The organism is Stenotrophomonas sp. YJH_SMC_12-1 (genome assembly GCF_059370935.1).
In genome coordinates this window covers 440,634-454,085 of sequence record NZ_JCAFUD010000001.1, presented here as the reverse complement: position 1 = coordinate 454,085, position 13,452 = coordinate 440,634, and the positions used below count along the sequence as shown (strand labels likewise).

11 protein-coding genes and 1 tRNA gene are annotated in these 13,452 nt (G+C 66.7%); 8 read left to right on the top strand and 4 right to left on the bottom strand.

The genetic code is table 11. The annotated features are described in order from the left end of the window. Positions 1-139: 139 nt before the first annotated feature. Positions 140-997, bottom strand: a complete 858-nt coding sequence (gene trxA / locus AC5P8Y_RS02130; RefSeq protein ID WP_005410542.1) for a thioredoxin — start codon at positions 995-997, stop codon at positions 140-142. Between the two features lie 124 nt (positions 998-1,121). Between trxA and AC5P8Y_RS02125 the strand changes: the two genes are divergently transcribed. The 8 genes from AC5P8Y_RS02125 (at position 1,122) to AC5P8Y_RS02090 (ending at position 8,012) form a co-directional block, all read left to right on the top strand. Beyond that, positions 1,122-1,724, top strand: a complete 603-nt coding sequence (locus AC5P8Y_RS02125) for a DUF998 domain-containing protein (protein ID WP_033835326.1) — start codon at positions 1,122-1,124, stop codon at positions 1,722-1,724. Positions 1,725-1,829: 105 nt separating this feature from the next. After that, on the top strand, positions 1,830-4,472 hold the full coding sequence (gene leuS, locus AC5P8Y_RS02120; protein ID WP_005410540.1) for a leucine--tRNA ligase: 2,643 nt from the start codon (positions 1,830-1,832) through the stop codon (positions 4,470-4,472). Positions 4,473-4,608: 136 nt separating this feature from the next. After that, a complete protein-coding gene (locus tag AC5P8Y_RS02115) occupies positions 4,609-5,193 on the top strand; it encodes an LPS-assembly lipoprotein LptE (RefSeq protein ID WP_005410539.1) in 585 nt (194 codons plus the stop codon). 9 nt (positions 5,194-5,202) lie between these two features. Beyond that, the gene (holA, locus tag AC5P8Y_RS02110) at positions 5,203-6,240 is read left to right on the top strand and encodes a DNA polymerase III subunit delta (RefSeq protein ID WP_033835324.1); all 1,038 of its coding nucleotides are present in this window, start codon (positions 5,203-5,205) and stop codon (positions 6,238-6,240) included. Beyond that, complete coding sequence (gene nadD / locus AC5P8Y_RS02105) at positions 6,241-6,909, top strand: nicotinate-nucleotide adenylyltransferase (RefSeq protein ID WP_005410537.1); 669 nt, start codon at positions 6,241-6,243, stop codon at positions 6,907-6,909. Positions 6,910-6,967: 58 nt separating this feature from the next. Further along, positions 6,968-7,378 carry a ribosome silencing factor gene (rsfS, locus tag AC5P8Y_RS02100; protein WP_005410536.1) on the top strand — a complete coding sequence of 137 codons (411 nt, stop codon included), beginning with the start codon at positions 6,968-6,970 and terminating at the stop codon, positions 7,376-7,378. A 64-nt stretch (positions 7,379-7,442) separates the two neighbouring features. Then, complete coding sequence (gene rlmH / locus AC5P8Y_RS02095; protein ID WP_049453118.1) at positions 7,443-7,913, top strand: 23S rRNA (pseudouridine(1915)-N(3))-methyltransferase RlmH; 471 nt, start codon at positions 7,443-7,445, stop codon at positions 7,911-7,913. Positions 7,914-7,935: 22 nt separating this feature from the next. Further along, positions 7,936-8,012 (top strand) — tRNA-Asn (locus AC5P8Y_RS02090). Between the two features lie 73 nt (positions 8,013-8,085). On the opposite strand, the gene AC5P8Y_RS02085 is transcribed toward AC5P8Y_RS02090, so the two are convergent. From AC5P8Y_RS02085 to AC5P8Y_RS02075, 3 genes are all read right to left on the bottom strand, one after another. Next, positions 8,086-9,507, bottom strand: coding sequence for a basic amino acid/polyamine antiporter (locus AC5P8Y_RS02085; protein ID WP_033835339.1), 1,422 nt, complete (start codon positions 9,505-9,507; stop codon positions 8,086-8,088). A 128-nt stretch (positions 9,508-9,635) separates the two neighbouring features. After that, a complete protein-coding gene (locus tag AC5P8Y_RS02080) occupies positions 9,636-12,473 on the bottom strand; it encodes a TonB-dependent receptor (protein ID WP_005410533.1) in 2,838 nt (945 codons plus the stop codon). Between the two features lie 196 nt (positions 12,474-12,669). Further along, positions 12,670-13,320, bottom strand: a complete 651-nt coding sequence (locus AC5P8Y_RS02075; protein WP_033835323.1) for an energy transducer TonB — start codon at positions 13,318-13,320, stop codon at positions 12,670-12,672. Positions 13,321-13,452: the final 132 nt, after the last annotated feature.

The window sequence follows — 13,452 nt, the reverse complement described above, 5'->3', positions numbered from 1 at the left end:
GGCAATGCCGGGGTGCAGCTGCAAGACCCCATGGCCCCGACCTCATCCCCCCGAACGGATCGTGGCGGCCCTACGGCCGCCATCGTGCGCATTATTGCCCGCGTCCAGTGCAGGGATTCTGAACGAACCCGGCTTCCGTTCAGAACAGCAGGGAGGCCATCCTGCGGCGGTACTGGCCGACCAGGTCCTCGTCGGAGATCACATTGAAGGCATCGATCAGCGCTTTGCGCGGCAGGCCTTCCTCGAAACTCCGGTCGATCCGCAGCATTTCCAGGAACTGCGCCAGCGCGGCTTCGTCATGGCCGCCGAGCAGCAGCTGCACGCCGCGCAGGTGGCGGGCCTTGAGGTCATTGCCGTTGGCGGCGATGCGCGCGTCCAGCACCTCGGCGGCCGGGGCGTCCTTCAGGGCGGCGGCAAAGGACAGCCGGGCGCGGGCGCGCACGGCGCGGTCGTCGGTGGCCAGGTTGGCGGGCAGGCCGTCGATCAGCGTACCGGCTTCGTCCACGCCGCCGATCTGCAGCAGGGCCAGGGCCAGGTCGAGCTTCAGCTCGTCCTTGTCCGGCTCGGCGGCGATCTGCGCACGCAGTACGTCCACCTGTGCCTGCGGATCCAACGGCGCTTCGTCCTCGGCGGCAGTGTCGCCGACGTCGGCCGGCACGATGCCGTGCTGGGCCAGGAACTCACGCAGCTGGCCTTCCGGGATGGCGCCGGGGAAACCGTCCACCAGCTGGCCGCCCTTGACCAGGAACACGGTGGGCACCGAGCGGATCTGGAAGGCGGCGGCAATCTGCTGTTCCTTGTCGACATCGACCTTGGCCAGCTCGAAGGCACCGTTGTATTCGGCGGCCAGTTTTTCCAGCATCGGGCCCAGGGTCTTGCAGGGGCCGCACCACGTGGCCCAGAAGTCGACCAGCACCGGCGTCTGCAGCGACTTCTGCAGGACTTCGGCCTCGAAGGTCGCAGTGGTGGCGTCGAATACGTAGGTCGTCTCGGTCATGGGGGAGGCATCGATTGGCATCTGGAGACCGATTCTATGGTGACGATCGATGCCAGTCTCAACCCGGACTGCGGCAAATGCCCGACAATGCGTCGTTCCCGCCGCCGTTGCTCCTGGAGCCTGCATGACCTCCCCGTCTTCCCTGTTGTGTCTGTCCGGCCCCGCCGCCGCACTGCTGTTCGTGCTGGCGGTGCTGGGCTTCGGCACCGGCCTGGAAGGTTATGCACAGGCGCGGCACCCGGTGGCCCTGCTGGGCGCACACGGCGTGCCGCACGCGTTGGCCTTCAATCTGCTGGGCTTCGTACTGCCGGGCCTGCTGGCGGTGGTCGTGGCCGAGTGCCTGCGCCGACAGCTGCCGGCCAGTGCTGGCTGGGCGCCGCGGGTGGGCAGCCAGATGCTGTTGCTGGGCGGACTGGCCTTCACCGCGATGGGCTTGATGCCGCTGGATGTGGACGATCTGCACGGGCCGGCCAGCCAGCTGCACGCCAGTGCCTGGATGATCTGGGTGCTGGGCTTCGTCGCCGGCACCCTGTTGCTGGGCATCTCGCAGCTGCGCCAGACGCACGGCCGCGCCCTGGGCGGGGTGGCGCTCGCCTGTGGCGTGCTGGCGGCGCTGGCTGCCTTTGCGCTGCAGGGCGTGCTGCCGGCGCCGCTGGCACAACGGCTTGCATTCGCCTGCTGGGCGGTCTGGCTGGCGCTGGCCCTGCCTCTGTCGCGACCGCGCTGAGATCGGCTCCGGGCGCTGGCGACGCCGGCGGTCGGCGGGCAGGATTGGAGACGTTTGCCGCACTGCGGTACGCTGTACCGCTTTGCCGCCGCATCCGCGTGTTCCATGACCAGCGCTGAAACCAACGCCTACGACCCGCAGCAGGTTGAATCCGCCGCCCAGAAGTACTGGGACGCCACCCGTGCCTTCGAAGTCGACGAGACTTCGGACAAGCCGAAGTACTACTGCCTGTCGATGCTTCCGTACCCGTCCGGTGCGCTGCACATGGGCCACGTGCGCAATTACACCATCGGCGACGTGATCAGCCGCTACAAGCGCATGACCGGCCACAACGTGCTGCAGCCGATGGGCTGGGACGCGTTCGGTCTGCCTGCGGAGAACGCGGCAATCAAGAACAAGACCGCACCGGCGGCCTGGACCTACAAGAACATCGAGCACATGCGTGGCCAGTTCAAGGCCATGGGCTATGCGGTGGACTGGTCGCGCGAATTCGCCACCTGCCGCCCGGACTACTATGTCCACGAACAGCGCATGTTCACGCGCCTGATGCGCAAGGGCCTGGCCTACCGCCGCAATGCGGTGGTGAACTGGGATCCGGTCGACCAGACCGTGCTGGCCAACGAGCAGGTCATCGATGGCCGTGGTTGGCGTTCCGGTGCGCTGGTCGAGAAGCGCGAGATCCCGCAGTGGTTCCTGCGCATCACCGATTACGCCCAGGAACTGCTGGACGGCCTGGATGAACTGGACGGCTGGCCGGATTCGGTCAAGACCATGCAGCGCAACTGGATCGGCCGCTCCGAAGGCCTGGAAATCCAGTTCGACGTGCGTGATGTCGACGGCAGTGCGCTGGATCCGCTGCGCGTGTTCACCACCCGTCCGGATACCGTGATGGGCGTGACCTTCGTGTCGATCGCCGCCGAACATCCGCTGGCCCTGCATGCGGCGAAGAACAACCCGGAATTGGCTGCGCTGCTGTCGGAAATGAAGCAGGGTGGCGTGTCCGAGGCCGAGCTGGAAACCCAGGAAAAGCGCGGCATGGACACCGGCCTGCGTGCCATCCATCCGGTCACCGGCGAAAAGGTGCCGGTGTGGGTCGCCAACTTCGTGCTGATGGGCTACGGCACCGGTGCGGTGATGGCTGTTCCGGGCCACGACCAGCGCGACAATGAAGTGGCAAACAAGTACGGCCTGCCGATCAAGCAGGTGATCGCGCTGAAGGATCCGCGCAACGACGACGAGCGCACCTGGGACGGTGCCCGCTGGCAGGACTGGTACAGCGACAAGAACCGTGCCTTCGAACTGGTCAACTCGGCCGAATTCGATGGGCTGGATTTCCAGGGCGCCTTCGAAGCCCTGGCCGAACGCTTCGAGCGCAAGGCCCAGGGCCAGCGCCGCGTCAACTATCGCCTGCGCGACTGGGGCGTGAGCCGCCAGCGCTACTGGGGTTGCCCGATTCCGGTGATCTACTGCGACAAGTGCGGTGCGGTGCCGGTGCCGGAAGAGCAGCTGCCGGTGGTGCTGCCGGAGGACGTGGCGTTCTCGGGGACTGGTTCGCCGATCAAGACCGATCCGGAATGGCGCAAGACCACCTGCCCGGAATGCGGCGGCGCGGCCGAGCGCGAGACCGACACCTTCGACACCTTCATGGAGTCGAGCTGGTACTACGCCCGCTACACCTCGCCGGGTGCCCGTGATGCGGTCGACAAGCGCGGCAATTACTGGTTGCCGGTCGACCAGTACATCGGCGGCATCGAGCACGCGATCCTGCACCTGATGTATTTCCGCTTCTACCACAAGCTGCTGCGCGACGCGCGGATGGTGGACAGCAACGAACCGGCACGCAACCTGCTGTGCCAGGGCATGGTGATCGCCGAGACCTACTACCGCCCGAACCCGGACGGCTCGAAGGACTGGATCAATCCGGCCGATGTGGAAGTGCAGCGCGACGAGCGCGGCCGCATCACTGGCGCCACGCTGATCGCCGACGGCCAGCCGGTGGTGGTCGGTGGCACTGAAAAGATGTCCAAGTCGAAGAACAACGGCGTGGACCCGCAGGCGATGGTCGACAAGTACGGTGCCGACACCGTGCGCCTGTTCTCGATGTTCGCCGCCCCGCCGGAACAGTCGCTGGAGTGGAACGAAGCCGGCGTGGACGGCATGGCGCGCTTCCTGCGCCGCCTGTGGGCCCAGGTGCAGAAGCACGCCGCCGACGGTGCCGCCCCGGCGCTGGACGTGGCCGCGCTGGACGCCAACCAGAAGGCACTGCGCCGCAAGACCCACGAGACCATCGGCAAGGTCGGTGACGACTATGGCCGTCGCCACAGCTTCAATACCGCCATCGCGGCGGTGATGGAACTGATGAACGCGCTGGCCAAGTTCGAGGACGGCAGCGAGCAGGGCCGTGCGGTGCGCCAGGAAGCGCTGCAGGCCATCGTACTGCTGCTGAACCCGATCACCCCGCATGCCAGCCACGCCCTGTGGCAGGTGCTGGGCCATGGCGAGACGCTGCTGGAAGACCAGCCGTTCCCGCAGGCCGACGCCGGTGCGCTGGTGCGCGACGCGCTGACCCTGGCCGTGCAGGTCAACGGCAAGCTGCGTGGCACCATCGAGGTGGCCGCCGATGCTGCACGCGAGCAGGTCGAAGCACTGGCTCTGGCCGAGCCGAATGCGGCCAAGTTCATGGAAGGCCTGACCGTGCGCAAGATCATCATCGTGCCGGGCAAGATCGTGAACATCGTCGCTGCCTGATGCATCCTGGGCCGGTCACCCACGCGGTGGCCGGTACCTTCCCGGTGCGGGGCCATGCACTTGATGGCCCTGCATTCACGCGGCTTCGGGCAGGCTGTGTGTTGCCGTGATCGCCCGGCTCCGCCAGACTGTCTCCATGACCCGAATCCTGCTTGCCCTCGTTCTTGTCCTCGGCCTTGCCGGCTGCGGTTTCCATCTGCGCAACAAGCTGATGCTGCCGACCGACACGGCGCCGGTGAAGGTGGTCTCCACCGCGCCTTACAGCGAACTGGTCAAGCTGCTCAATCGCAGCCTGCTGGCATCCGGAGCCAAGCTGGCCGACGAGGACAGCAAGGGGCCCAGTACCCAGCTCCAGGTGCTCTCCGAACGCTGGGGCGACCTGCCGATCGCCATCGACTCGCAGGGCCGTGCGCAGGAGTACAGCCTGCGCTATGCGGTGATCTTCATCTTCCGTCGCGAGGATGGCAGCGAGCTGGTGCCGCAGCAGGTGATCGAACTGTCGCGCGACTACGTGTCGCCGCCGACCGACGCCACCGGTACCACCACCGAACGCGAAATCCTGGCCGATGAGCTGCGACGGGAAATGTCCGCGTCGATCATCCGCCGCATCGACAGCGTGGTGCGCGCCGAGATCGAGAAGGGCGGCAGCCTGACGGCGCCGAAGGCCAAGCCGATCGAAGGGGCGGAGCCGGCCGAGCCGGTTCCCGCAGCCAAGCACTGAGTCGCGACGATGGAACTGCGTCCGGAGCAGCTGGCCAGCCAGGGCGCTGACACCCCGCTGGCGCCGGTCTACCTGATTGCCGGCCCGGAAACCCTGCGCGTGCTTGAGGCGGCCGACGCCATCCGTGCACGCGCACGCGCCGCCGGCATTGCCGAGCGGGAAGTGTTCGACGCCGATGGGCGTGATTTCGACTGGAACCAGCTCGACGCCAGCTTCAACGCGCCCAGCCTGTTCAGTGCCCGCCGCCTGGTCGAGGTGCGCCTGCCCAGCGGCAAGCCGGGCAAGGACGGGGCCGAGGTGATCAGCCAGTTCTGCGCCAACCCGGCGCCGGACGTGGTGCTGATGATTACCGCCAACGAATGGAGCAAGGCCCACCAGGGCAAGTGGGCCGAGTCAGTCAATCGCATCGGCGTGCTGTCGGTGGCGTGGGCGATCAAGCCGCACGAACTGCCGGACTGGATCGAGCGCCGCCTGCGTGGCAAGGGCCTGCGTGCCGATCCGGCCGCCGTGCAGCGCCTGGCCGAGCGGGTCGAGGGCAACCTGCTGGCCGCTGCGCAGGAAATCGACAAGCTGGCGTTGCTGGCCGACGGCCAGCCGCTGGACGTGGAACGGATGGAATCGCTGGTGGCCGACGCCGCCCGCTATGACGTTTTCCGGCTGCTGGAAGCCACGTTCTCCGGCCAGCCGCCGGCGGTGCTGCGCATGCTGGCGGGCCTGCGTGGCGAAGGCGAGGCGGTGGCCGCACTGATGCCAATGGTGATCCGCGAGCTGTTGGCTGGTGCCGGCCTGGCCCGGGTACAGGCGCGTGGCGGCAATCTGGCCGCCGAAATGAAATCGCGCGGCATCTGGGAATCGCGGCAGGCGCCCTACAAGCGTGCTCTGCAGCGGCACCCCGAGGGCAAGCGCTGGGAGCGTTTCGTGGCCGAGGCCGGACTGGTCGACCGCATCGCCAAGGGGCGCGCCGACGGTGATGCCTGGCTGGCGCTGGAGCGCCTGCTGGTGGCCGTGGCCGAACCGCGTGCCGTGCGCCTGCTGGCGCGGGCCTGAGTGATGAGCCTGCGGATCTATTACGGGGGCACCTTCGATCCGGTGCACCTCGGGCACCTCGCCATCGCGCGTGCTGCCCGTGACGAACTGCAGGTCGCTGTACGCATGCTGCCGGCGGCTGATCCGCCGCATCGCGCGGTGCCGGGCGCAACCGCTGACCAGCGCTTCACCATGCTCTCGCTGGCCATCGGCGATGAGCCTGGCCTGCTGCTGGACCATCGTGAACTGGACCGCGCCATACGCTTTCCCGGCCGCCCGTCCTACACCGTCGACACCCTGCGCGAACTGCGCGGCGAGCTGGGCCCCAGCCGGCCATTGGCCTGGCTGGTCGGGGCCGACAGCCTGCTGGGCCTGACCCGCTGGCATGAATGGGAGGCACTGTTCGGGCTGGCCCATTTCGTGGTGGCCGAGCGCCCGGGCAGCCCCCTTCAGGCCTCGGTGGATGGCGAACTTGGCCGCGCCCTGGAAGGCCGCTGGGCCGACAACGAGCAGGCCCTGTTCGCCAGTCCGGCCGGGCGCATCCTGCGCCTGCATCATCCGCTGCGCGAGGAATCGGCCAGTGCCGTGCGTGCGCAGATCGCCGCCGGCGGCCCCTGGCGGGCGTTGCTGCCGCCGGCCGTGGCCGACTATGTGGCCGCCCATGGCCTGTACCGCTCCCCTACGCCGTGAATGCCGCCGCCCCGGCTTGCCCGTATAATCGCCCCCACGTTTATCGAGTCGATCCACTTTGAGCAACCAGACCCAGCCCCAGACCATCAAGGTCGATCTGCCCAGCCCGCCGCCGTCCGTGCCGGAACTGCTGGCCAGCGTCCGCCAAGCCACCGAAGACCTGAAGGCCAAGGACCTGGTCGAGATCGATGTGCGCGGCCGGTCCAGCGTTGCCGACTACATGATCGTCGTTTCGGGCACCTCGACCCGCCACGTCAAGTCGATCGCCGATGAAGTCGTGCGCTTTGCCAAGAATCTCGACGTGATGCCGCTGGGTGTTGAAGGCGAGCGCGAAGCCGAGTGGGTACTGGTCGACCTGGGCGACGTGATCGTGCATGTGATGCTGCCGCGCGTGCGTGAGTTCTATGCCCTGGAGCGCCTGTGGACCGTTGGCGACCAGCCGCCGTCCAGCGACGACGAAGTGGCCTGAGCCGCACGTTGATGCATCCCTTCGACGGCGCCGATGGCGCCGTCGACGTTTTGGAGGACCGTTGATGAAAGCCCGCCTGATTGCTACCGGCGAACGCGCACCCGGCTGGGTGGCGCAGGGCTTCGCCGAGTACCAGAAGCGGCTGTCGCACTGGCTGCCGTTCGATCTGGTGGAAATCGAGCCCGGCCTGCGCGGCAAGGGCCGCGATGCGCGCCGCGCCACCGAAGACGAAGGCAGGCGCGTGATCGCCGCACTGCCGAAGAATGCCTATGTGGTGGCGCTGGATGTGCCGGGCCGCCAGCTCAGTTCCGAACAGCTGGCGCAGCGGCTGGAGCATTGGCGTGGGCAGGGCAGGGACCTTGCCTTCCTGATCGGTGGCCCGGAAGGGCATTCGCCGGAAGTTTCCGCGCTGGCCGACGAAAAGTGGTCGATTGGACCATTGACGCTGCCGCACATGCTGGTGCGCCTGGTGGTGGCCGAGCAGTTGTACCGGGCCGCCGCAATGATTGCGAATCACCCCTACCATCGCGCGTGAAGAGTGGTTATACTAGTCGTCTGCCCGAATAGCTCAGCCGGTTAGAGCACTTGACTGTTAATCAGGGGGTCGTTGGTTCGAGTCCAACTTCGGGCGCCACCTTGAAGAGACCTGCATCGCAAGATGCAGGTCTTTTTTTTGCGTTGTTGTAGAGCCGAGCCCTCGCTCGACTCTACAGTGCCAGCTCACCTCTGGAGAACGCCACCAGCGTAGCGATGGCCACCACCAGAATGGCGCCGAACAACACCCATTCCCAACGCGTGAATACCTGCTCACCGCGTTGCAGCCGGGTCAGTGCGAACACCACCACGCCGGGCACATACAGCAGCACCGACAGCAGCAGGTTGTCGAGGCCTCCTGCATACACCAGCCACAACGCGTAGGCACTGGCCAGCAGCGCCACCGCGAAATCACGCCAGCGCACGCCCGGTTCACCCGCATAGGCGTCCCCGCGCCACGCCAGCTGCACGCCGAACGCGGTGGACAGGAAGTAGGGTACCAGGCTCATCGAGGCCGCCAGCAGCACCAGGCCCGTGTAGCTGCCGGAGTTGACCAGCACCAGCAGCAGGAACAGCTGGATCAAGCCATTGCTCAGCCACAGCGCGTTGGCGGGCACGCCGCGCGCATTCTCGCGTCCCAGGAAGGCCGGCATGGTGCCGTCGCCTGCAGCGGCGTACAGCACTTCGGCACACAGCAGCACCCAGGCCAGCAGCGCGCCGAGTACCGAAATGATCGAGCCGACGATGATCACCGTCGCGCCCCACTCGCCAACGATGGCGCGCAGCACGTAAGCCATCGACGGATTGGGCAACCCCGCCAGTTCGGCCTGCGACAGCACGCCCATCGACAGCAGGCTGACCAGTACCAGCAGCAGCCAGACGCCGAGGAAGCCGATCACCGTGGCGCGGCCGACATCGGCGCGACGGGCCGCGCGCCGCGAGTAGATGCTGGCGCCTTCGATGCCGATGAATACCCACACGGTCACCAGCATCATGCCGCGCAGCTGCTGGCCGAGGTCGCCGAGTGCGGGCGTGCCCAGGAAATCGGCGCGGAACACATCCATGCGGAAGGCACCGGCGGCCAGGATCAGGAACAACGTGATAGGCAGCAGCTTGGCCACCGTTACCAGGCCGTTGACGATGGCGGCGGTGCGCAGGCCGCGCAGCACCAGCAGGTGCACGGTCCAGAGAAGTAGCGACGAAGCGGCCACGGCGGCCGGGGTATTGCCTTCACCGAAGACCGGCACGAAGTGGCCGAGGCCACTGAAGATCAGCACGAAGAAGCTGGCGTTGCCGAGCACCGAGGCAACCCAGTAGCCCCACGCGGCGGAGAAGCCGATGTAGTTGCCGAAGCCTTCGCGCGCGTATGCGTAGATGCCGGTATCGAGATCCGGCCGGCGGTTGGCCAGGGCCTGGAACACGAAGGCCAGCATCAGCATGCCGGCGCCGCTGACCGCCCAGCCGAGCAGCGCCGCCGCCGGACCGGCGCTGCGCGCTACGTTCTGCGGCAATGAAAAGATGCCGGCACCGACCATCGAGCCGACCACCAGTGCGGTCAACGCGGGCAGCCCGAGGCGTTGTGATGTCGCGGCCATGATGTCCCCTGCGGCGCTGATGCCGCTGACCCACGGTAGCGGTGGGCCCGTGAACATGCCTGCAAGGCGCACAACGACGAAGGCCCGGGCAGGTGCCCGGGCCTTCGACGGTGGTGCGTTGAGCGGTATTACTTGAAGGTGTACTTGGCGCCGACAGTGAAGTAACGACCGATGGCGCCGCTGAAGTGCATCGGGTTGTAGTTCACGCCGCCATAGGTCAGCGGATCAAGCGGAGCGATGCGATCGAACACGTTTTCGACCGAAGCGCTCAGCTCGAACTCGTCGGTAACAGCCCAACGGCCGGACAGATCGAAGGTGGTGAACGAGGAGATCTTCTTCACCGGCGTGCCGTCGAAGTAGAAGAACTGGTACTTGCCGCCACGCTTGTCGGTGTTGTCCATGCTGGAGATGTAATTGGCAACGCCGCTCACGCTCCAAGGACCCTGTTTCCAAGTGGTACCGAAGTTGATGCGATCCTTCGGCGTACCGATGCAGTTGGTCACGTCGCAGTTGCCGTGCGTGCCCAGGAAGTCATCGGTGCTGCCACCGCTGGTGCGCTCGAATTTCAGCAGGTGGCTCCACTGCAGATCCATCTCCAGCTGGCCCGGGCCGATGTCGAAGGTCTGGCGGATGTCGGTGTCGATGCCGCGAACGCGCGAGGAGCTGGCGTTGATGTAGGCGGTATTGACGGCCAGGATGCTGCCGGTGCCTGCGACGCCGTTGAGCAGGTTGTTGTCGCGCAGGACATTGCCGGCACGGATCGCGTCATCGGTATCGCCCTGGGCGATCTCGTTGGTGCGCTTGATTTCCCAGGCATCGACGGTCAGCGAGGTGGAGCTGGTGGGCTGCAATACGATGCCCACCGAGTAGCTCTTAGACTCTTCCGGCTTCAGGTCCTTGTTCGGACGGGTGATGATCGCAACCGACTGCGAGCCGCAGTCGTCCGGCGAAGCACCCGGGGCCGGATTTTCACCGTCCGGGCAACGGATCGGATCCGAGGCCGTGGAGAAGGCGGCCAGGCCACCGTCTCCGTTCTCGGCCGGGTTCGGTGCACGGAAGCCTTCGGCGTAGCTGGCGCGCAAGGCGATCCAGTCGGCCGGCGTCCACTTCACGCCCAGCTTCGGCGTGGCCTTGCCTTCACCGCTTTCATACTTGTCGTAGCGCAGTGCAGCGGACAGTTCCAACTGCTCCAGCACCGGTGCCGACAGTTCGACGTAACCGGCGTAGACGTTCTGCGTGCCGTCATAGGCGGAGTAGCCCAGGCCGATGATGTCACCCGTGTCGGTGTAGGTCTGCGGGGTCAGGCTGTTGCTGGTCTTGCGCCATTCGGTACCGATCGCCAGGCCCAGCGGCCCCCCCTTCAGATCCATCAGGCTGCGCGACACGGTGAAGTCGAACATGTCCAGGCTGGACTTGGCGCGTGCGCTGATCTTCGGCGAGATGTAGTCGTACAGTGCCTTGGAGTTCAGGTTGGCATTGTCACCGATGCGCCACACGCCACCGGCACAGTTCGCGTCGCCCAGCGCGCACTTCACGGCGCTGTAGCGCAGGAAGCCGGTGCGCTCGTTGACCAGGTCGGTGCCCGAATGCAGGTAGGCGGTGTCATAACTCCAGTCGCCCCAGTTGCCCTTGACGCCGACCAGGAAGCGGTTGAACTCGTTGGTGTTGTCGGTCACGCGCGGGCCGACATCCCAGGCGCTGTAGCGCAGGCGCAACGGGCCGTTGCCCAGGCCGGCAGGCCGGTCAGGATGATTCGGGCCGAGCACCACGGCACCGTCGCCGCTGTTGGCGTTGACCGGGCCACCCGGGTAGCCCCAGCCGCCGGAAACACCGGACGGCGTGTTGCTGAAGGTGGTTTCCTTCTTCGAGTAGCCGATCTCGGTGTAGATCTCGCCGCCCTCGCCGAAGGCGAAGCTGGCACGTCCGAACACGTTGACGTACTTCTCTTCCGGCGAAATGTCGCGGTACAGCTGCGCCGGATCCCACAGGCAGCCCTGCGCGGCCACCGAAGCATCGGTCTGGCCACCAATGGTGGTCAGGCCCTGGCAGCCCGGCAGCGGTACCAGCGTCGCCGGATTGGTCTCGGTGACATTGCGGTCGTCATACACCGAACCGTTCGGTCCGACACCGCCACGGGTCCTGCCGCTGAGGAAGGCGCCGCCCAGGAACTGTGCATTGTTGCCGTAGCCCCACTGGCGGGTGTCGCCGGTGCCGATCCACTTGCGGTTCTTGCGGTCGCTGATCTTGATCGCGTCGCTCTTGCCGACGTCCAGGCTGAAGAAGGCGTTCCAGCCGTCGGTGGCCATGTCGCCGGTACCGGCGGTCAGGGTCGCCTTGCGGGTATCGCCGTCGCCGTCGCCGGAGACGCCATAGGAGCCACGCAGGATGGCGCCCTGGAAATCACTGCGCAGGATGATGTTGACCACGCCGGCGATGGCATCGGAGCCATAGATCGCCGAGGCGCCGTCCTTCAGCACTTCCACGCGTTCAACGGCGTCGAGGGGGATGGTGCTCAGGTCGGTGAAGACCTTCTGTCCATCATCGGCCAGGCCATAGGTCGCCATGCGGCGGCCGTTCAACAGGACCAGGGTCGAGCCCGCGCCCAGGCCGCGCAGGGAGATGCCGGCGCCACCGCCGGCGAAGCCGTTGCCGAATGATTTGGGAATCGAGCCGGCGCCGTTGGCGGTGATGGTCTGCAGGTATTCGGCGACCGTGGTCTTGCCGGTGCGGTCGATTTCCTGGCGGGTCACCACCTGCACCGGGGACGGTGTTTCGGTGTTGGTGCGCGGAATGTTCGAACCGGTAACCGTGATGCGGTCCAGGTTGGTGGCCTTCTCCTGCGCGAAGGCGGAGGTGGAAGCCACGGCGCCAACCAGCAGCAATGTGCCGCCGGTAAGGATGTGGGTGATGGACGATGCCAGGGTGCAGCGGCGGCGGCTGGCGGGCCGTTGGATCAGGTGTTTCACAGCTTCTCTCCTAACTGGAAAACCGTAGCGTTGAGGGCTGTCTCCGGAGTGTCCGGGACGGGCCAATCTAGGTTTCCGACGGGTGACGAAGTCGTGAAATTTTGCTTAATCCGTAACGTTTGAACTGGAACTTTGCCGAGTTTGGCAGTTCGGTCCCGAAGGCCGGTCCGACAGGCGGTCGGACCGGCCCGGGTCGTCAGTCCGGCAACGAGAACTGCACCGGCACCAAACCGATGGCCGGTACCGCTACACCATCACGCTGGGCCGGTTCAAAGCGCCAGCGCTTGAGCACCTGTTGGCGTGCAGCCTGGTCCAGGTGGCGGGAGCCACTGCTGCGCTCGATGCTGACCGCGACCGGCTGGCCGCCGCTGTCGACCTCCACCCGCAGCAGCACCGTGCCCTGCTCATGGTTGCGCAGTGCGGCGACCGGATAGGCCGGTGGCGGGGCGCTGCGGTATTGCAGCTGGGCGCCGGCCAGCGGTGCATGGGTGTCGATGCTCGACGCGAGTTGCGGCGGGGCCGGTTCGGCGGCCGGCAGCATGATGCCCTGCGTTTCCTCCACGGTCGCGGTTGGGGCCGGCAGTGGCGGTGTCGCCGGCTGTGCCTGCGGTTTCGGCACGACCCGGGCGACTTCCTTCGGTTCCTGCAGCACCGGTGGGGGCGGCGTTGGCGGGATCTTCTCGATCAGCCTGACCGTGGTCTTGTCACGCGGGACCTGCACGGCCTGGTAGGTCGCCGGGATCAGGAGCAGCAGGAACGCGAGCAGGTGCAGGGCGATGGCCGCGCTCCAGGCGGCAACGCGGGCGGGGTCGAAGTGCGGGGATGCAACGGGATACGTACGAACCATGGTCCACCTCCATGCCAGTGACGAAGTCCTCAACGCACCAGGGCCCGTGGCGGGGTTGCCGCACGCGGCTGGCAGCCAATCATTAACGCCAGGCCCCGGCCACTGCCTAGAGGCAGGGGCAGGATCGTTGGG

Bases quoted from the DNA above. Each gene is read 5' to 3' on its own strand.
- leuS (WP_005410540.1), top strand. From the start codon at position 1,830: ATGACCAGCGCTGAAACCAACGCCTACGACCCGCAGCAGGTTGAATCC.
- AC5P8Y_RS02115 (WP_005410539.1), top strand. From the start codon at position 4,609: ATGACCCGAATCCTGCTTGCCCTCGTTCTTGTCCTCGGCCTTGCCGGC.
- trxA (WP_005410542.1), bottom strand. From the start codon at position 997: ATGACCGAGACGACCTACGTATTCGACGCCACCACTGCGACCTTCGAG.
- AC5P8Y_RS02125 (WP_033835326.1), top strand. From the start codon at position 1,122: ATGACCTCCCCGTCTTCCCTGTTGTGTCTGTCCGGCCCCGCCGCCGCA.
- AC5P8Y_RS02085 (WP_033835339.1), bottom strand. From the start codon at position 9,507: ATGGCCGCGACATCACAACGCCTCGGGCTGCCCGCGTTGACCGCACTG.
- holA (WP_033835324.1), top strand. From the start codon at position 5,203: ATGGAACTGCGTCCGGAGCAGCTGGCCAGCCAGGGCGCTGACACCCCG.
- AC5P8Y_RS02075 (WP_033835323.1), bottom strand. From the start codon at position 13,320: ATGGTTCGTACGTATCCCGTTGCATCCCCGCACTTCGACCCCGCCCGC.
- rlmH (WP_049453118.1), top strand. From the start codon at position 7,443: ATGAAAGCCCGCCTGATTGCTACCGGCGAACGCGCACCCGGCTGGGTG.